Annotated in this window: 19 protein-coding genes; 14 read left to right on the plus strand and 5 right to left on the minus strand. The window is 40.8% G+C overall.

Features of this window, described 5'->3' with window-relative positions:
• Window positions 1-123 precede the first annotated feature (123 nt).
• The 4 genes from cas3 to AU255_RS06530 form a co-directional block, all read right to left on the minus strand.
• On the minus strand, window positions 124-2430 hold the full coding sequence (gene cas3, locus AU255_RS06520; RefSeq protein WP_233144571.1) for a CRISPR-associated helicase Cas3': 2307 nt from the start codon (window positions 2428-2430) through the stop codon (window positions 124-126).
• 14 nt (window positions 2431-2444) lie between these two features.
• The gene (locus AU255_RS21335) at window positions 2445-2546 is read right to left on the minus strand and encodes a hypothetical protein (protein WP_143735946.1); all 102 of its coding nucleotides are present in this window, start codon (window positions 2544-2546) and stop codon (window positions 2445-2447) included.
• Between the two features lie 508 nt (window positions 2547-3054).
• Window positions 3055-3204: a WGR domain-containing protein gene (locus AU255_RS20710; protein ID WP_233144572.1), complete on the minus strand. Its 150-nt coding sequence runs from the start codon at window positions 3202-3204 to the stop codon at window positions 3055-3057.
• On the minus strand, window positions 3205-3534 hold the full coding sequence (locus tag AU255_RS06530; RefSeq protein WP_233144573.1) for a tyrosine-type recombinase/integrase: 330 nt from the start codon (window positions 3532-3534) through the stop codon (window positions 3205-3207). It lies immediately after the preceding gene.
• A 252-nt stretch (window positions 3535-3786) separates the two neighbouring features.
• On the opposite strand from AU255_RS06530, the gene AU255_RS20050 reads away from it, so the two are divergent.
• The 3 genes from AU255_RS20050 to AU255_RS21210 are packed head-to-tail and all read left to right on the plus strand — an operon-like array spanning window position 3787 to window position 4642.
• Window positions 3787-3933, plus strand: coding sequence for a hypothetical protein (locus AU255_RS20050; protein WP_158083070.1), 147 nt, complete (start codon window positions 3787-3789; stop codon window positions 3931-3933).
• A gap of 45 nt (window positions 3934-3978) precedes the next feature.
• Complete coding sequence (locus AU255_RS06535; RefSeq protein ID WP_080522120.1) at window positions 3979-4365, plus strand: hypothetical protein; 387 nt, start codon at window positions 3979-3981, stop codon at window positions 4363-4365.
• Between the two features lie 43 nt (window positions 4366-4408).
• Complete coding sequence (locus AU255_RS21210; protein ID WP_332889049.1) at window positions 4409-4642, plus strand: DUF6794 domain-containing protein; 234 nt, start codon at window positions 4409-4411, stop codon at window positions 4640-4642.
• On the opposite strand, the gene AU255_RS06545 is transcribed toward AU255_RS21210, so the two are convergent.
• Window positions 4625-5086: a hypothetical protein gene (locus AU255_RS06545; protein WP_080522122.1), complete on the minus strand. Its 462-nt coding sequence runs from the start codon at window positions 5084-5086 to the stop codon at window positions 4625-4627. The two genes, AU255_RS21210 and AU255_RS06545, sit on opposite strands and share 18 nt — an antisense overlap.
• Before the next feature lie 236 nt (window positions 5087-5322).
• Between AU255_RS06545 and dusA the strand changes: the two genes are divergently transcribed.
• From dusA to cmk, 11 genes are all read left to right on the plus strand, one after another.
• Entirely contained in the window at window positions 5323-6309 is a 987-nt protein-coding gene (gene dusA / locus AU255_RS06550; RefSeq protein ID WP_080522123.1) for a tRNA dihydrouridine(20/20a) synthase DusA, read from the plus strand.
• 37 nt (window positions 6310-6346) lie between these two features.
• Window positions 6347-6889: a GTP cyclohydrolase I FolE gene (folE, locus tag AU255_RS06555; protein WP_080522124.1), complete on the plus strand. Its 543-nt coding sequence runs from the start codon at window positions 6347-6349 to the stop codon at window positions 6887-6889.
• Window positions 6890-6904: 15 nt separating this feature from the next.
• Window positions 6905-7879 carry a ferrochelatase gene (gene hemH, locus AU255_RS06560; RefSeq protein WP_080522125.1) on the plus strand — a complete coding sequence of 325 codons (975 nt, stop codon included), beginning with the start codon at window positions 6905-6907 and terminating at the stop codon, window positions 7877-7879.
• A 118-nt stretch (window positions 7880-7997) separates the two neighbouring features.
• Window positions 7998-9575, plus strand: a complete 1578-nt coding sequence (locus tag AU255_RS06565; protein ID WP_143735870.1) for a MutS-related protein — start codon at window positions 7998-8000, stop codon at window positions 9573-9575.
• A gap of 36 nt (window positions 9576-9611) precedes the next feature.
• On the plus strand, window positions 9612-10172 hold the full coding sequence (locus AU255_RS06570) for a transglycosylase SLT domain-containing protein (protein ID WP_233144574.1): 561 nt from the start codon (window positions 9612-9614) through the stop codon (window positions 10170-10172).
• Between the two features lie 300 nt (window positions 10173-10472).
• A complete protein-coding gene (gyrA, locus tag AU255_RS06575; protein ID WP_080522128.1) occupies window positions 10473-13127 on the plus strand; it encodes a DNA gyrase subunit A in 2655 nt (884 codons plus the stop codon).
• Window positions 13127-14206 (plus strand): 3-phosphoserine/phosphohydroxythreonine transaminase, encoded by a 1080-nt coding sequence (gene serC / locus AU255_RS06580; RefSeq protein ID WP_080522129.1) that lies wholly within the window; start codon window positions 13127-13129, stop codon window positions 14204-14206. Before gyrA ends, serC begins: the two co-directional genes overlap by 1 nt.
• Window positions 14207-14224: 18 nt before the next feature.
• Window positions 14225-15310 (plus strand): prephenate dehydratase, encoded by a 1086-nt coding sequence (gene pheA, locus AU255_RS06585; protein ID WP_080522130.1) that lies wholly within the window; start codon window positions 14225-14227, stop codon window positions 15308-15310.
• A gap of 89 nt (window positions 15311-15399) precedes the next feature.
• Window positions 15400-16506, plus strand: coding sequence for a histidinol-phosphate transaminase (gene hisC, locus AU255_RS06590; RefSeq protein WP_080522131.1), 1107 nt, complete (start codon window positions 15400-15402; stop codon window positions 16504-16506).
• The gene (locus AU255_RS06595; RefSeq protein ID WP_080522132.1) at window positions 16499-18691 is read left to right on the plus strand and encodes a bifunctional prephenate dehydrogenase/3-phosphoshikimate 1-carboxyvinyltransferase; all 2193 of its coding nucleotides are present in this window, start codon (window positions 16499-16501) and stop codon (window positions 18689-18691) included. Before hisC ends, AU255_RS06595 begins: the two co-directional genes overlap by 8 nt.
• Complete coding sequence (gene cmk, locus AU255_RS06600; RefSeq protein WP_080522133.1) at window positions 18691-19347, plus strand: (d)CMP kinase; 657 nt, start codon at window positions 18691-18693, stop codon at window positions 19345-19347. The genes AU255_RS06595 and cmk overlap by 1 nt, the downstream gene beginning before the upstream one ends.
• Window positions 19348-19413 lie beyond the last annotated feature (66 nt).

The raw sequence follows: 19413 nt of genomic DNA on the forward strand, positions 1-19413 counted from the left end.
AGTAAAATCATCACTTTTTTCTTCAACCTTGAACAAAACCCGCTTCATATTTTTCTCGCTAAATTTAAGAAGAAAACACCGTATCACAAATAAAATCTTCTATAAATGTTTAGTAAAAATGCTTTACAAAATGCACTCTTCGCCATTTATCAACAACGGATTCGCTTCAGAATTAAAGCCGATATTTTTGTCATACATATTACCGCTTTCCAAAACCAAGAATTGGTCGCCAAAGCGTTCAGGCTGAACATATTGCAATGCTTTAATTTTAATTAATTCACCAGTTAAATGTTGCGGAACAGAAATCGTATAAACTTGTAAGTTTCGCGCTAATTTCCCAACACTTTCCCATTCAGGCAAGTTTTTCAATTGTTCAATGCAATCTTTAGCAACATCGTCATATGGCACAATGACGGTTTTCATCGTCGTGCTAATCATTTTGAATTTTTGTGCCATCCAATCAAATGGTAAGTTTTTAATATTGCTGTCCTGAAGTGTTTTTAAAATATTATGTTTATCTAATTCACTGTTCTGCCCGGTTTCTTTTTGCCAATAAACACGAGAGAAATACTCTTTAATTGCTGATATCCCTAATAGGTCGTCCTTAAATTCCGCTATATCCATGACTTCTTTCATTTTACTGGCATAAGTTTCTAATTCATTCGGTGGCTTATGATCTTTTGCGGTAAAAATCCAAACGTGACTGTCTTCTTTTTTATTTTTACCTTCACGATTACAACGCCCCGCGGCTTGTGCAATCGAATCTAAACCCGCATCAGAACGCATGACGAGTGGAAAATCCACATCCACGCCTGCTTCAATTAAGGAGGTTGAAACCACGCGGCAAGGTTTGCCTGCATCTAAAGCCTCACGAATTATTTTTAAAACAGCTTTACGATGCACCGCACACATATAGGTTGATAAATGAAATGAACCTTCTAAATCAACTATGCCCTGATAAAGCAATTGCGCTTGCCTCCTTGTGTTGACGATACAGAGAATTTGTTCTTCGTTGCGCAAGCATTGAATAATTGCCGCATCATCTAACTCACCGATATGTGACACAGAAACACGCTGAAAATCTTTGTAGAGCTGCTCTGGATTAATACTGTCCGATTGAGCTAATTCGCGCACATTTTGAAAACCGCCTTTGAAGCCGTCTTCCTTCTCTAGCAAAGCAGGCTGTGTCGCAGTACATAACACAATTGAACAAGCATAATTTTTAGCCAGTTCATCAATCGCTGCCATACAAGGGCGTAATAAGTCTAAAGGCAAGGTTTGCGCTTCGTCTAAAATTATGACGCTATTGGCAATGCGGTGTAATTTACGGCACTCACTGGGACGATTAGAAAATAACGATTCCATAAATTGAACCGCCGTTGTGACAATAATCGGCGCGTCCCAATTCTCCATTGCCATTTTTAACTTGGTTCTGCTGTCGGGATTTTTAATGTCAACGTCATTAAATGCACTGTGATGTTCAATAATGGCGTGCTGATGGTTTTCTCCAAACTGCTTACGAAAAACCTCCGCGTTTTGTTCAATAATGCTGGTAAATGGAATGACATAAATAATGCGCCTTTTTTGATAGGTTTCGGCATGATCAAGGGCGAATGCCATTGAAGTCAACGTTTTGCCGCCGCCTGTTGGCACAGTTAAACTGAATAAACCTGATGAACTTGGATTAAACGTTTTGGCATTGTGTCGCACAGTGGATAAAATGGCGCTACGTTTTTGATTTATATCGATGTCATTTTGCTGGAAAGCATTGAGAGACTGGTCAAATTGAGTTTTTAATTCCGTAATACTTGGGTATTGTCCTCGTGCTGACAACGGTTTATTTTCTGCAATTTGGCAAAATTTTTCAGTGTCGAGTCTATCAGCATCCACCAAGCACGAAAAGATCATGCGGAATAAAAAAGACACTTGAAAATAATTTTTGATTTTTAAAGGTGGAGTGGATAGTTTTTGAGGTAACAACGGATCAATTTCAGTTTGCCATACTGAATTTAAAATAGGCAAATTAGGATTATCACAGCGTTGTTTTAATGGCGTAAGTTTTTTATCTTCACGATAATCACCATTGGCAAGCCCCGCATGATGCCCAGCTATAGAATAAGCCATGAAATAGCCACCATTACCGTATTTATCAAGTGCAATTTTTGCACCCCATGTAGCATGGTCAACGCGTGGATGTTTACCTTCAAGCCGCTGCTGAAACTCTACTGTATATTTCCCTAAATCATGCAACAGCCCCGCTATTTTGCCATATTCTGCGCAATTAAAAGCGGCTGCAAATCCTTCTGTAAGTTCACCTACATTCACGAGATGTTGCTTTAACGGTTGCCAATCATTTTTATCACTTCGTTCGGTAGAGTGTGCATAAAAAATATTTTTGATTTCTTCATTATCGGCAAGTTGATTCATCATTTTTTCTACTTTCCTTAATTTGATGCAACTGCACTATATTTACCAAAATCATGCAAAAGTCCTATGAGCTCTCCCGCTTCTGGGACATTAATTTTAGTGGCTAATTTCTTAGCAATGCCAGCGACTTCTTGTAAATGGGTTGCTACTGTTTGTCTACTTTTGTCTACTTTTGTCTATGTTTCTAACATGAGCGATATAGTGAGCGCTTGAGTGAGTTATTGTCATCAATATTTTATTTTGGTATTCATTTAGTGGCAAAGATAGCGTTAAAGTAGCTTGGATATGCAATTCAATAAAACTGAAAACATTTGTAATCTTTTTAGCGAGTTTTATTCTAATCTTTAGGTTGATTACACTAAACGTCGTTATAGTAATTCAAGTAAGTAAATATCCGCCACTAATTTACTTAACCTCTCCTGACCAGCTACATATAAATCTTAGTTATCATCAAGCATGACTGGGAATACGCGTAACATGCCAATCCCTGAGTTATGATTCAAACCAAAATTCCAGGTCCATCCAGGCATAATTTGGTTATAACAAAACAATCGTTTCATACCCTTTTTTCTGCTTACTATCAATTATCTTTTGTCCCGCAGTAACAGCCTGTTCTTCAGTATCAAATCAATCTTTACGAACGGTTCCAGGAGATCCGACTCTTCCCCATTCTCGTATTAATGACCATTCATTAAACAGACCTGGTGTAACATGCATTTGATAAAACCGATGCATGTTTTTGTCGTTATCGTATTGCTCCAGGTACGCGCGGTTCATTTATATATCCGCCACCAACTTACTCAACCGCTCCTGCCCAGCATGCGTATAAATCTGCGTGGTGGCAATACTTTCATGCCCCAACAAAGCCTGAATATCGATCAGATGTACATCTTTTTCCAGCAATCTCGTGGCATAAGTATGCCTTAATTTATGTGCTGTGATTTTTTTATCGATACCGGCTTTATCCACGAGCTTCTTTAAATAAGCCCGTGCTGCGTGCTGGCCAACAAGTTTGCCGCCAGTTTTTTTAGCAAACAAATATTCTTCGCGGTATTTATCAGCTATAGCGATAGCTAGTATCCGGCCAAAAGACTCTGGAAGTGGCAAAACGTAAAAATCTAGTTTTCACGCAAAAAAAGCCTATTAAGGACGACAAAAACACACAGTTACAATATCCTAAACATTAAAATTACGTAAAACAAATATTTTAGTAATTTTAGTTGCGTTTTTTGGCTATTTTCTCCTAAAACAGACAAAACTTTAATTTTGTATTAACATAAATATTAATGTGTAAAACAGTTAGCTCTAACTGTTATTAAGTTAGTTCTAACCAATTGTTAAGTTATGGGTATTTGAAAAATGGCTATTCCCAATACAGAAAAACAGCAGGGTTATTCAGCTGTGATCAGTCAGGCATTAAAAGAGCTGGAAATCAGTCTCCCCCCTGCCTCGCAACGGGAAATTATTAGGTATGGTTTGCGGATTATGCAGAACCATAGACAGTAGGAAGATAGTTCAATAAATCGTGGTATACATTATTAATTTTGAAACATGAGTCTAAAATCTGAGCGCAATAAAAAGAAAATAGCCAATAAAGTACGTAAAGGTTTTAGAGGCTATCCTACCGCTACTATTGCATACTATGGTCCAACCGATAAGAAAGCCACGAAAGTTGTGGTTGGTATTGTTGCAAGCGAAAATGCTGCTCCGGAACCTATGAAAACCTGGCTGTCTACTGAAGATGTCAGAAAAGACCCTCTAATACTGGAAGGAATATTAGAATTCATCGATTTATATAGTGTTAAATCCATTGCTATGGTTGATGCTATCATCGGTTGTCCACATCAAGAAGGTATAGATTATCCAGATGGTGAAGAATGCCAAGAATGTTCTTTTTGGAAAGGGCGAGATAGGTGGTCAGGTAAAAGAATACATTAGCCATAATTTATGAAAAAATGACCTGGTCACTACATAACATAACATCACTAAGACACCCGAAACTGTAACTGATGCAGTGGAATTGCTTCTATCTATTTTGAATAATGAGCAGAAATTAAATATTGCAGCTATGAAGGAAGATGGTCTAATTGATCTGCACTTCGGCTTAGGTATGCGTAACTGGGGGCAGCGTAAACTTAAATTTCAGATGTTTCCAGAATTTAACTTTAGTTATTTTTGCCCCAGTTATTTAAGCTATTCAGTTATTTGCCGGTAAGGGTTCAGGGATAATCGGATCGGTTGGTGCAATAGGGAAATTATCAGGGGGGTTAACTGGCGCAATAGGGAAATACGGGCGTTGGTTTTGATTGCGTATTTGTTCAGTTTGACGTGCATTTTGTAATACTTGTGCTGTATTTGCCCTGGCGTTCTGAGCGGCAGCGTCGGCTTTTTCTTCCTGGGCGCGAATCAGGCGCTCTTTATCATCGGCTTCCTGCTGTTGTTGCTTTTGCTCGGCTTGAATGGCTATTTCTCTGTCGAGTTTCTCTATCGCGGCTTTCTGCTGTTCCGGGCTAATATCTTTTGGCGGTATAAATTCCGTACCACCCTCTTTGCAGGGAAATTGTTGATAACTTATTATGCCATTTTCTTCACATTTATAAATTTCTGCATATACAGGTGAAATAGCAAGTATCAGTATGAGTGTAGAGATGATTTTCATGGTTAGTATTCTCTGTGTACAATAACGCGATGCTATTGATTATGAAAGATAGTCCTATTAAATTGAACTGTACTTCGCGGGATTACTGTTGGCTTAATTATATGCCTAATAATTGCTCAAAGTAATGCTATTTTCTGCACAGTCATAATTTCCTGTTTTCAATATCTTGACTGATACTTAGCTGTGTTCGTCACAGGCAATGTCATTTTAAAAATAAACTAAATTTAACGCGAAGTATGGCACATAATACATCTTTATTTGCAACGCATAAATTCTGCGTTGCCCCTATGCTGGACTGGTCAGACAGGCACTGCCGCTATTTTCATCGCTTAATATCTAAGCATGCTGTCTTATATACGGAAATGGTTACGACAGGCGCTTTATTAAATGGTGATATAGAGCGTCATCTTGACTTTACTCAGCAAGAGCGTCCAGTGGCTTTACAATTAGGTGGAAGTGCTGCAAAGGATTTAGCTGTTTGCAGCAAAATGGCACAGGACTATGGGTATGATGAAGTTAATTTAAATGTCGGTTGTCCAAGTGATCGCGTACAAAATGGATTGTTTGGCGCCTGTTTAATGGCTAAACCCGAGTTGGTCGCAGAGTGTGTTGCTGCCATGCGAAACGCTGTGACTATCCCAGTTAGCGTTAAGTCCCGCATTGGAATTGATGATCAAGATTCTTATGAGGCGTTAGTTCATTTTATTGGCAGCGTAGCGGCCAGTGGCTGTCATACCTTTATTATTCATGCACGCAAAGCATGGTTATCAGGGCTTTCTCCTAAACAGAACAGGGAGGTTCCGCCTTTACGTTATGATATGGTAAAGCGGCTTAAGCAGGACTTTCCTGATCTGGAAATAATTATTAATGGCGGAATTACCAGTTTAGAACAATCAACTGACTTATTACAGAGTGTTGATGGCGTCATGATTGGCCGTGAAGCGTATCATAATCCTTATCTTTTAGCCGATGTAGATGGTGTGATTTATCAGCAGTCTGGCAAACTTAAAACACGTCATGAAATAGTGGGTGCAATGCTGCCTTATATACAGCAACAATTAGCAGCCGGCGTCCGGTTACATAGTATAACGCGGCATATGCTGGGTTTGTTTCACGGAATTAAAGGCGCAAGAGCATGGCGCCGTCATCTAAGTGAACAGGGGCCTAAGATAGGGGCAGATGAGAATGTTATTTTGCGGGCATTAGAATTAGTACAACTATGATGTATACTAGCAGGCTATTAATTTTTAGAGGCGGATGATGGAAGAGTATTACAGCAAAATTATTGAAGCAATTGGTGAGGATGTGACGCGTGAGGGGTTAGTTGACACTCCTAAACGAGCTGCTAAAGCCTTTCGGTTTTTAAATAATGGCTATGAAAAAACCCTTGAAGAAGTATTAAATGGCGCGATTTTTGAAGCCGATACTGAAGATATGGTGATTGTCAAAGATATTGAGCTGTATTCCTTATGTGAGCATCATTTGTTGCCTTTTGTGGGAAAATGTCATATTGCTTACTTACCCCAAGGCCATGTGTTAGGCTTATCTAAGCTGGCTAGAATTGTCGATATGTATGCCCGACGTTTGCAGATTCAGGAACGGCTAACCAAACAGATTGCCGATGCAGTTGAAACGGCGGTTCAAGCTAAAGGGGTTGCTGTGGTGGTTGAGGCTAAACATATGTGCATGATGATGCGCGGCGTTGAAAAGCAGAATTCGGTCATGACCACCTCTGTAATGACCGGAATTTTTCGTGATGAAATGAGCACCAGAGCCGAGTTTTTAAGTTTAATTAATCGCTAATCAGGAAGGTGGCATGTGGTGAGTAAAAAAAAAGCTATTTTAATTGTTAATTTAGGTTCTCCTGAACAGTTAACGGTAAGAGCTGTCAGACGTTTTTTACGTCAGTTCTTGAGTGATCCGCGTGTGGTCAATTTACCACGCTCGCTTTGGTGGCTTATTTTAAATTTTTTTGTATTGCCATTTAGACCTCGTCAATCAGTCAAAGCGTATGCTGAAGTTTGGACTGACCGAGGCTCGCCACTGATTTATTTAACTCAGGACCTGATAGATAAAGTGGCGGGTCATTTTCAGCAAGATCCGCATGTTTCAGTGGTAATGGCGATGAGTTACGGGCCTCCATCGCTGACGTCGCAATTGCGCAAATTACAAAAAGCGCAGTGTGAGCAGCTGACTGTTATCCCCTTGTATCCGCAATATTCGTCTACCACTACAGCCAGTGTATTTGATGCAGTGGCCACTGAATTAATGCAGTGGCGTTATATTCCTGAATTAAACTTTATCAGTGATTATCACCGTCATCCTATATATATCAGCGCGATTGCAGATTCTGTGCAACAAGCATGGGCAGTGCAGGGGCGTGGTGAGCTATTATTGATGTCATTTCATGGTCTACCTGACTTATTAACCCAAAAAGGGGACCCTTATTATTATCAATGCCTTAATACAGCAGAATTAATTGCTGAACAGCTTAATCTAAAAGATGGACAGTGGCGTGTCGTGTTTCAGTCGCGATTTGGTAAAGCGAAATGGTTACAACCTTATTGCATAGAAACCTTAAAGGCACTACCTGATGAAGGTTTGAAAAATATTGATATTATTTGCCCGGGTTTTGCGATTGATTGCCTGGAAACTCTGGAAGAAATTAATATGACTAATAAAAATATTTTTCTTGAAGCAGGCGGTGAGCAGTATCGATACATTGCAGCTTTAAATGATTCCGATGCCAATGTTAAACTGATGCTGGATTTAATAACTAATAGAGGCAGTTAATCTGTTGAGAGTTATGGATTCACATATTTATCAGACGTATTGAAACCAGGTGTATTTGTTTGGGAATAGTGGCCCCGGTCATTATTGTGTTGAGGTTATTTAGAAAATAATAAGAAGAATTTACATGACTTTACTACAGATGTGGCAAGAACAATGGCCTGATATTCGTGTTAGCAAACCGGCAGAAACAGGTGCAGGTGTACTTGATTCGGGAGCATTTAAAAGCATAGAAGTTGATAGTGTTTTTGATACTATTAATCATGCGCAAACGGTCATAGGGCAAGCGGTTCTATTTCGTTCACTGGCGCAGCCTTCGGATCAGCTGCAAGAGATTTCAGAAAAGCAGCAAGCAGTACAGGAAATCCTGGCAACCCCGGAATTAAAAAACGCATTACAGCATTTGCTGCTGAATGCTCAGAAAAATGAAAAGTCTTTTTATCAATTACTCTTCGCAAAATTTCTGGGATCAGGGGGGACTGCTCGAGATGATGCAGAAATAGAGGGGTATGGTTATCAACAGTACAGGCGTGGAATACGCTTTATATTAGGTTTTGTTGATGGCGTGTTGCAGTTAAATAAACCAAAATGCCGCTATCTTGATGCGCTTTTTAGTGAGTTAGAAGCGTTTACTAAATCGCGCGTGTATTCGTTAATGTCCGGGCCGGTATACATCACGGAAAAAGGCATACAAAGCAAGATAGATAGACGTCGCTTTAGTCCTGCGATTATTTTTAAGCCACGTATTTTTAAGCCACTATTAATTGCTAGTATTTTTGCGGCTCTGGTATTGGTTAATCTATTTGTCCCTATTGGCTTGTTAAGCTTTTCTCCAATGTTTGCTATTTTTTTAGTGCCCTTGATGCTTATTTACTTTCCAATCATTGGTGGTTTTGATAGGGATAGTTGTATTAAGCCTTTGCGTGAAGAATTCCGGAAATCTAATGACCTGGGCAAAGTTCTGGATACTTTAGGTCAACTGGATGAGTTAATGTCTCTGGTAAAATATGCTGAAGCAAATTTAGATGCTCTGGTATTACCTGAGTTGATAGAGGCTAAGCATCATAAAATCAGTTTAAAGAATGCAAAAAATCCAGTATTAAGTAAGGTAGATGCCGAGTATGTCGGAAATGATTTTACAATTGATCAGGAAAAACTGGTGCTTATTACCGGCCCTAACAGTGGTGGTAAAACTGCTTTTTGTAAGACAGTAACCCAGATCCAGTTATTAGCACAGATCGGCAGTTATGTTCCAGCAGACTCCGCAACGCTAGCGGTAGCTGACAGGATTTTCTATCAAGTCCCTGAAATTAGTCAGCTTGATGATGGCGAAGGGCGTTTTGGTACTGAATTGAAACGTACCAAAGCTATTTTCCTAGCATCAACTGCAAAAAGTCTGGTAGTACTGGATGAGTTATCTGAAGGAACTACTTTTGAAGAAAAAATGGAAACCTCTGCTAATGTGCTTAACGGCTTTTACCAGAAAGGCAATAACACTATTTTAATTACTCATAACCACCAGTTAGTTGATCACTTTCTGGCTGAAAATAAAGGTATTGCCCTGCAAGTTGAGTTTATGGATGAAGATCCAACACATAAATTGATTCCGGGTATTTCAAGAGTGAGTCATGCGCATCGTGTGGCAAAAAAGATAGGTTTTTCCAAGGAAGATATAGCCGGATATCTGGCGAATGGATAGTTGACGATGTTTAATTGCAGGAAGTCATGCTTCTGTGTGCTAGGTTTAATAGTTGCCAGTAGCAGTTCATGGGCAGATGTATATAAGTATACAGCGCCTGACGGGAAGGTTTACTACACCGATCGGCCCGAGCATAAAAAATACAAGCTAATTATTCGTAGCAAGCCTAAAGGGTATCAAGCTTCGTTTAAATATCTGAAAATGAACAAGAAGAAATATACGCCGTTAATTGAAGAGGCTGCTACCAAGCACGGTATAGACCCTAAACTCGTGCATGCGGTTATTTATGCAGAATCTGCCTATAATTCCACGGCAGTTTCCAGCGCTGGCGCGGTTGGCTTAATGCAATTAATGCCTGGAACTGCGCAGCAATATGGTGCTCTAAATCGAAAGGATCCTAAGCAAAATATTTTTGCAGGAACGCAGTATTTAAAGTATTTGCTCGATCTTTTTAATGATGATTTACGCTTGTCAATAGCGGCTTATAATGCTGGTGAAAATGCAGTCAAAAAATATAATAATAAAATTCCACCTTACCCTGAAACCCAAAAGTATGTAAAAGAGGTTTTGCGCCTATATCAAAAATCTAAGGGTTAGCATAGAAATATGTAGGCTTATCTTTGAAAATAACCCCTGATCTTTAATGTTTTGCGATTAATTGCAGGTGACTCCCGATTAAACATACTTCCCCATGATTCAACTAGTCAGTTGAGATGGATAAATCATATCTCGCTTATGCGCGATATTTTGATTATAAATTTTAAGCGTCCAAATGCCTGTAATTATTGCTATAATAAGCAGTTATCAAAAATCATGTTAATCTGGATTAAAAGCCCAGGTTATTTAGAAAAATTACAAGCTGGTAAATTGATTTATCGGCTTTAAATAGACGGACTCATGTCAGAATTTGCTAAAGAAGTTACCATAGTTAATCTCGAAGACGAGATGCAGAAGTCGTATCTGGATTACGCGATGAGCGTTATTGTCGGACGGGCACTCCCTGATGTTAGAGATGGATTAAAACCGGTTCATCGACGCGTTTTATATGCGATGAACGTGTTGGGTAATGACTGGAATAAAGCATATAAAAAATCAGCGCGTGTGGTTGGGGATGTGATTGGTAAATACCACCCTCATGGCGATACCGCTGTTTACGATACCATTGTGCGTATGGCGCAACCTTTCTCGTTGCGTTATATGATGATTGACGGCCAGGGTAACTTTGGTTCGGTTGATGGTGATTCTCCTGCTGCGATGCGCTATACCGAAGTGCGTATGTCAAAAATTGCGCATGAAATGCTGGCTGATCTGGATAAGGAAACTGTTGATTTTAATGCTAACTATGATGAATCAGAGTCCGAACCTGCTGTTTTACCAGCGCGAGTGCCTGCCTTATTAGTGAATGGTTCTTCAGGTATTGCTGTGGGTATGGCAACCAATATTCCACCGCACAACTTAGGTGAAGTGATTAGTGCCTGCCTGGCACATATCGATAATCCTGAGATTACAGTGCGTGAGTTAATGGAATTTATTCCAGGGCCTGATTTTCCAACAGCCGGTATTATTAACGGTGTATCAGGTATTTTTGATGCCTATAGCACTGGTCGTGGAAAGGTTTATATACGTGCGCGTAGTCATGTAGAGGATTATAACCAAGGGACTCGTCAAGCCATTATAGTGACTGAATTGCCTTACCAGGTGAATAAGGCGCGTTTATTGGAAAAAATTGCCGAGCTGGTTAAAGAATCTAAAATTGAAGGTATTTCAGGCTTGCGCGATGAGTCCGATAAAGACGGTATGCGTATGGTCATTGAGATACGTCGCGGTGAAGTGCCTGAAGTCGTATTGAATAATCTGTATAAACAAACTCAAATGCGTACTGTATTTGGGATCAATATGGTGGCTATTTCCAATAGTCGACCACAGTGCATGAATTTAAAAGAAATTCTGCATGCCTTTATTAATCATCGTCGTGAAGTTGTTACCCGGCGTACCGTTTACTTGTTACGTAAAGCGCGTGAACGTGCGCATGTATTGGAAGGTTTGGCTGTCGCCATGTCCAATATTGACGAAATGATCGCTTTAATCAAGGCAGCGGCTAATCCTGCTGAGGCTAAAACGGGTTTACTGGCTAAAACCTGGAATGCAGGTTTAGTTGCTTCTTTATTGGAACGAGCTGATGCAGATCGCTCCAGACCCGATGATTTGGCATTGGAGTTTGGCATTCATGGGGCTGAATATCGTCTTTCTGAAGCACAGGCCTCGGCTATTCTGGATTTGCGTTTACATCGTTTAACAGGCCTGGAACAAGAGAAAATTGTTAGCGAATATAAACAATTGCTGGAGTTGATTGATGGCTATCTTGAGATTCTGGCAAGTGCAGTACGACTAATGGAAGTCATTCGCGAAGAATTAGAGGCTATCAAGGAAGAATATGCTGATGAGCGACGTACCGAAATTGTTATTGATCAGCTCAGTTTAAGCGAAGAAGATTTTATTACCGAAGAAGATGTGGTCGTCACCATGTCACATGAAGGATATGTTAAATCCCAGCGTCTGGAAGACTATCAGGCGCAAAGGCGTGGTGGTCGTGGTAAATCCGCAACGGCGACTAAAGAAGAGGATTTTATTGATAAATTAATTGTCGCTAATACCCATGATACGATCTTATGTTTTTCTTCTGCTGGCAAAGTCTATTGGCTAAAAGTGTATCAGTTACCGAGCGCCAGTCGTGCATCGCGCGGTAAGCCATTTATTAATTTATTGCCTTTAGACAAAGATGAGCAAATTAGCGCAATGTTGACAGTGCGTGAATATAGCGAATCCGAATATATCTTTATGGCGACTGAGGCCGGTACGGTTAAGAAAACGCCGTTAAAGGAATTTGAGCGTCAACGTGCTAATGGTAAGATTGCCATCGATTTACGTGAAGGCGATAAATTAGTCGGCGTTGCAGTAACGGATGGTAATCAAAATATTCTGTTATTTAGTAGTAATGGTAAGGCAAACTGCTTTAGTGAAGCTGATGTTCGTTCTATGGGCAGGACTGCAACAGGTGTTAGAGGAATGCGTCTGGGAGAAGAACAGAAAATTATTTCCCTGATTACGTCTTCTGAGGGGACGGTTCTGAATGTCACTGAAAATGGTTATGGTAAGCGGACACGCTTAGCAGAGTTCACTCGGCATAAACGTGGCGGGCAGGGCATGATTGCGATGCAAACCTCGGAACGGAATGGTAAGGTAGTCGGAGCTCTACTGGTTTCCGAGAATGATGAAATTATGTTGATTACTGATGGCGGCGTACTGGTACGCATCCGGGTCGATGAAATTTCGGTCGTCGGACGTAATACGCAGGGTGTTAGAGTAATACGCCTGGGCAGTAATGAAAAGCTGATTGGCGTGGATAAAATTGATGGTCTGGTTGAGGATGAAGAGTCCGAGACAGAAGCTGGGCTGGATGAAAGTAGAGTCGGTGACCAAGTTGAAGATAGTATAGATGCAGCAAGTGAACCATTAGAAAAATTAGACCCTGATACGGGTAAGAGTGAATAATGACCAAAGTATATAATTTTAGTGCCGGGCCTTCAATGTTGCCCCAGGCTGTATTAAAACAAGCACAAGCTGAAATGCTGGACTGGCAAGGTTCAGGCATGTCGGTGATGGAGATGAGTCATCGCGGAGCTGAATTTATGTCGATTGCTAAAACCTTGCATGATGACTTGCGGGAATTAATGGCAGTTCCTGATAATTATCAAATCCTGTTTCTACAGGGAGGAGCGACAGCACAGTTCTCATTCATTCCAGCAAATATATTAGGTGATAAACACAAGGCTTGTTATATCAATACGGGTGCCTGGTCTGAAAAAGCTATTAAAGGTGCAAAGTCTTATTGTGATGTTGTGGTATCTGCTACTTCTGAAGCCAATAATTTCACCAGTATTCCAGAGCGTTCCACCTGGAATATAGATGAGCAGGCTGCTTATTTACATTACACGCCGAATGAAACTATTCATGGTGTGGAATTTCAGGATATACCTGATGTAGGCGATTTGCCGCTAGTGGCAGATATGTCATCTAATATATTATCTCGTCATATAGATGTCAGTAAATTTGGCTTGATATATGCCGGCACACAAAAAAATATGGGGCCAGCAGGCGCGGCAGTGGTTATCGTCAGAGATGACTTAATCGGCAAGGCACAAAAAAGTTTACCTGATATTTTTAATTATGAAAAACAGGCTAAACAAGAGTCGATGCTGAATACACCTGCCACCTATACCTGGTATTTAGTGGGTCTGGTGTTGCAATGGTTGAAAGCCCAGGGAGGCGTTGCGGCGATTGAACAAATCAATCAACGCAAAGCGAAAAGCCTTTATGCTGCTATCGATCAGTCTGCTTTATATAGTAACCCTGTTGCAGTTGCTGATAGATCGCGGATGAATGTGCCTTTTATCCTTAGTGATGATACGCTTGATAAAGCATTTTTAAGTACTGCAAAAGAACAAGGCTTTTTAGCATTAAAAGGGCACCGTTCAGTGGGGGGAATGCGTGCAAGTATTTATAATGCCATGCCAGAATCAGGCGTTGAAGCCTTAATTCAATTTATGGCTGAGTTTGAGCGTACTCATTAACTAAAGCGTAGTATCCATATGACTGATGTAATCCCTCTTTCTGAGTTAAGAAATCAGATTGATGTAATCGATCAACAAATATTGCAATTGATTAACCAGCGTGCTTCGCTGGCTGAAGAGGTTGCCAGGACAAAGATCGCGTCTGGTGAAGAGAGTTGTTTTTATCGTCCGGATCGGGAGGCATTAGTTTTAAGGCGTATTAAAGAGTTAAATCCCGGACCTTTGAGTAATGATACGGCTGCACGTTTCTTTCGTGAATTAATGTCTGCCTGTCTGGCGCTTGAAAAACCATTGCAAGTGGCTTTTTTAGGACCGGAAGGGACGTTTACTCAGCAAGCCGCCTTTAAGCATTTTGGTCATGCAGTCTGTACAGTTCCAGTAACTACGATTGAGGAGATTTTTCAGGCTGTGGAATCAAGGGATTGTCAGTTTGGTGTAGTGCCGATAGAAAATTCCACTGAAGGGGTAGTCACTCCAACCTTAGACCGTTTTGTAGCGTCACCTGTGCAAATTTGCGGTGAAGTGGCGATCAGGATAGAACATAATCTGATGGCCAATGCTACTGACTTAAGCCAGATTACCGAGGTTTTATCGCACAGGCAATCATTGGCACAATGTCGTCAATGGCTGGATAAACATCTGCCAGGAGTGCCCTGTACTGAAGTCAATAGTAATGCTGAGGCAGCGAAAATTGCAGCTGCAAAACAAGGTATAGCGGCTATCGCGGGAGAGATTGCTGCCGAAATTTATCATGTACCGATTCTCGTACATGGTATTGAGGATCAATCAGATAATACCACGCGTTTTGTGATTATTGGGCAGTTAGCGTCTGCCTCAACTGCTGAAGACAAAACCTCATTATTGATTTCCACTAAAAATCATGCAGGCGCTTTATACGGTATATTAGAGCCATTTGCTAAATATGGGATCAGTATGACTAAAATTGAATCGCGTCCTTCAAGGCAAGGTTTATGGGATTACCTGTTCTTTATTGATATAGATGGACATCAAACTGATAAAGATATTACCTCTGCGTTAGAAGAATTATCATCTCGAGTTACTATGATAAAGATTTTAGGATCATACCCTAAAGCTATTTTATAAACTTGTATAGAATGGGCTTTTATACGCATATTAAATCCTCAACGCCGAATCTATAGTTCACTTTAATAACTCTTTATTTCCTATTCAAAATGCCATCAAGTATTTACCAGCTCGCCACAGCAGGCGTTCAAACATTAGTTCCATACCAGGCAGGAAAGCCTATTTCTGATTTAGAGCGTGAGCTAGGTTTAACCTATATTATTAAGCTAGCCTCGAATGAAAACCCCCTGGGGCCTGGTGAGAAAGTTAAGCAAGCGATACAGGCAAGTTTTGCCGATTTATCGCGTTATCCTGATAGTAATGGTTTTGCCTTAAAAGCGGTTCTGGCAGACAAATATCATTTAAAAAGTACTCAAATTACTTTGGGCAATGGCTCCAATGAAATTCTGGAATTATTAGCCAGAGCATTTTTAACAACTGAGCATGAAGTGATTTTTTCCCAGCATGCTTTTGCTGTTTATCCTTTGGTCACCCAGGCAGTTGGCGCACAGGCAAGGGTGGTTCCGGCAATAGATTATGGGCATGATTTAAAGGGCATGTTAGCGGCCATTAGCGATAAAACACGTTTAATATTTATTGCCAACCCGAATAATCCAACAGGGACATATTTAACTGAGCAAGCCTTAAATGAGTTTTTAGCGCTAATTCCTGAGCATGTAATCTGTGTATTAGATGAAGCCTATTTTGAATATGTTGCTAAAAATGATTATCCGGATTCAATTTCCTGGCTGGCAGAATATCCTAATTTAGTGATTACCCGCACTTTTTCCAAGGCATACGGATTGGCTGGTCTACGTGTGGGTTACAGTTTATCAAGTCCTGAGATAGCTGATATTTTAAATCGCGTTCGTCAGCCTTTTAATAATAATGCGCTTGCTTTGGCAGCTGCTGAGGTGGCCATACAGGATAGTGATTATTTGACAGCGACTATTGCTCTGAATAATGCTGGCATGCAGTTTCTAACGCAAGCCTTTTCTGCAATGGGTTTGCCCTGGATTGAATCAGCAGGCAATTTTGTTGCTGTCGATTTGCTACGCGAAGCAAGTACTATAAATACCGCTTTATTACATAAAGGCGTCATTGTGCGACCTATTGCCAATTACGAAATGCCTAATCATTTACGTATCAGTATCGGTACTGAAACTGAAAATGATTTTTTTATCAGTGCGCTTAAGGCTGTTTTAGCGGATGTTTAACAAATTATGCATTATTGGTGTAGGACTGATTGGTGGGTCTGTTGCACGTGCGGCCAGAGAAAATAACCTATGTACAACGATTTCTGCCTATGGGCGTGAGCAAGAGCTGGATAATTTACAGCAAGCTTTAGCATTAAAAGTTGTTGATAGTTATAGTCTCGATCTGGGGGAGGCCGTTGCTGATGCTGATTGTGTGATTATTGCAACACCTGTGGGGGCAATGCCCGATATTTTTAAGCAGCTTGAACCGTACTGGTCGGATAACGTGTTGTATATGGATGCGGGTAGTACTAAAGGGAGTGTAGTGACTGCGTTGTCTGAGTTGTTTTCCGGGATGCCGGCTAATTTTGTTCCGGCTCACCCCATTGCAGGAGCGGAGAAAAGCGGAGTCGATGCATCTCTGGTTGATTTATTTGAGGGTAAACGAGTCATTTTTACGCCCTGTGTACAAACCGGGGATAATTTCATTCAGCAAGCAACCCGTTTTTGGCAGGGTCTAGGCAGTACAGTCTCATATATGCAAATAGAACAGCATGATGCAGTTCTCGCTGCCACCAGTCATTTGCCACATATCATGGCTTTTGCTTTAGTGGATTTGCTAGGCAGAAAAGACGAGCAAGGCGATATATTTAAATATGCAGCGGGAGGCTTTAAAGATTTTACGCGTATTGCATCCAGTGATCCGACTATGTGGGTGGACATCTGTATGGCAAATAAACAACATATTATTCCATTAATTGAGCAGTTTTGTTCCGAGCTAGATGATGTTAAGCAAATGCTGCAAGGCAGTCAAGCTCAGGCACTGCACAATACTTTTACTTATGCCCGAAATGCTCGGCAGCGCTTTTTAGATCAACACAATAACATGACACAATCAATAATTTTTACTGTTCAGCCTGGCGGCCACTTACAAGGTGAAGTACGTGTGCCCGGAGATAAATCAATTTCGCATCGGTCCATTATGTTGGGTTCACTTGCTGAAGGTGTAACACATGTGACAGGATTTTTAGAAGGCGATGATGCTTTAGCTACCTTGCGTGCTTTTCAGGCGATGGGCGTGCAAATAGAAGGACCTGTAGATGGTAAGGTTACCATTCATGGTGTTGGGCTGGATGGTTTACAGGCTCCTAAAGAGCCGATCTATTTAGGTAACTCAGGGACATCAATGCGTTTGCTATGCGGATTGTTAGCAGGGCAAAAATTTGATGCAGTTTTGACTGGAGATAAGTCCTTATCGGGTCGTCCAATGCGCCGTGTCATTGACCCTTTAAGTAAAATGGGGGCGATAATTGAAAGTACCGAAAACGGAACTGCACCTTTAACTATTAGAGGTCAAAGCGGTGCTTTACAGGGTATTCATTATGATATGCCTATTGCCAGTGCTCAGGTTAAGTCTTGCTTGTTATTAGCCGGGTTATATGCACAGGGTGAAACCTCGGTAACTGAGCCAGCACCAACACGCGACCATACAGAACGTATGCTTTCGGGCTTTGCTCACCCTGTCAAACAGAAAGGTAATCAGGTAACAATTTCTCGACTAGGGCCACTAAAGGCAACTGATATTGAAGTCCCCAGTGATATTTCATCAGCAGCCTTTTTTCTGGTGGGTGCTTCAATTGCGGCAAATTCAGATTTGACCTTAAAGCATGTAGGTATTAATCCAACTCGCACGGGTGTGATTAATATTTTGCAATTGATGGGGGCGAATATTGAACTGCTTAATCAGTGCACAGTTGGAGGTGAGCCTGTTGCTGATATACGAGTACGTAGTGCTACTTTAAAAGGAATTGTAATCCCGGAAGAATTTGTCGCATTGGCGATAGACGAATTTCCAGTATTATTTGTAGCAGCTGCCTGTGCAGAGGGAACAACTATTTTAACCGGTGCAAAAGAATTGCGAGTTAAAGAAAGTGATCGTATTCAGGTAATGGCAGATGGTTTACAAATTCTAGGTGTTGATGCGCAACCAACGGAAGATGGCATGGTCATTCAGGGTGGTAAGATAGGCGGTGGAACTGTTGTTTCTCATGGCGACCATCGTATTGCCATGTCCTTTGCTATGGCGGCTTTACGGGCAAGCGAAACTATTATTATAGATGATTGTGCGAATGTAAATACTTCATTTCCTGGCTTTGTGACGCTAACGGCACAATTAGGACTTAATATCGGTAGTAAGGAAGCTTAATGAATATTCCTGTATTGACTATTGATGGTCCTAGTGGGGCAGGGAAGGGCACAGTAAGCCGCGCGGTGGCAAAAAAATTAGGCTGGCATTATCTGGATAGTGGGTCTATTTATCGTTCTCTGGCAATTTCTGCTCTCGATAAACAGATTGACTTGCAAGATATTGCCAAAATAACGTTGCTCGCCGAAAAAATGCATTTGGCTTTTGAATGTGATGATGTGTTAATTGTCTCATTAGATGGCGTAAATATTACCCACCGCTTAGCTACCGAAGAGACCGGTGCCGCAGCTTCAACGATAGCTGCATATCCTGAAGTGCGTGCGGTTTTATTGCAAAAACAAAAAGACTTTCGTCGGTTTCCGGGTTTGGTTGCTGATGGTCGTGATATGGGTACAGTCGTTTTTGCAGATGCCCCCTATAAGGTGTTTTTAACGGCTAGCGCACTCGAAAGAGGAAAAAGAAGATTTAAACAGTTGAAAGAAAAAGGAATAGATGCTAACCTTGATAAGATTACTCATGAGATAGAATTGCGTGATCGTCGTGATCGTGAACGAAAAGCTGCCCCTTTAATTCCGGCAGTAGATGCTTTTTACCTGGATTCATCTGATTTAAGTATCGATGAAGTCATAAATCAGGTAATTATTTTGACTGAATGAAGTAATATATTTTGGTGGCTGTATGATGACATACGGCTCTTTTTAACTATAGAGATAGAGACTTGG

The organism is Methyloprofundus sedimenti (genome assembly GCF_002072955.1).
Taxonomy (GTDB): domain Bacteria; phylum Pseudomonadota; class Gammaproteobacteria; order Methylococcales; family Methylomonadaceae; genus Methyloprofundus; species Methyloprofundus sedimenti.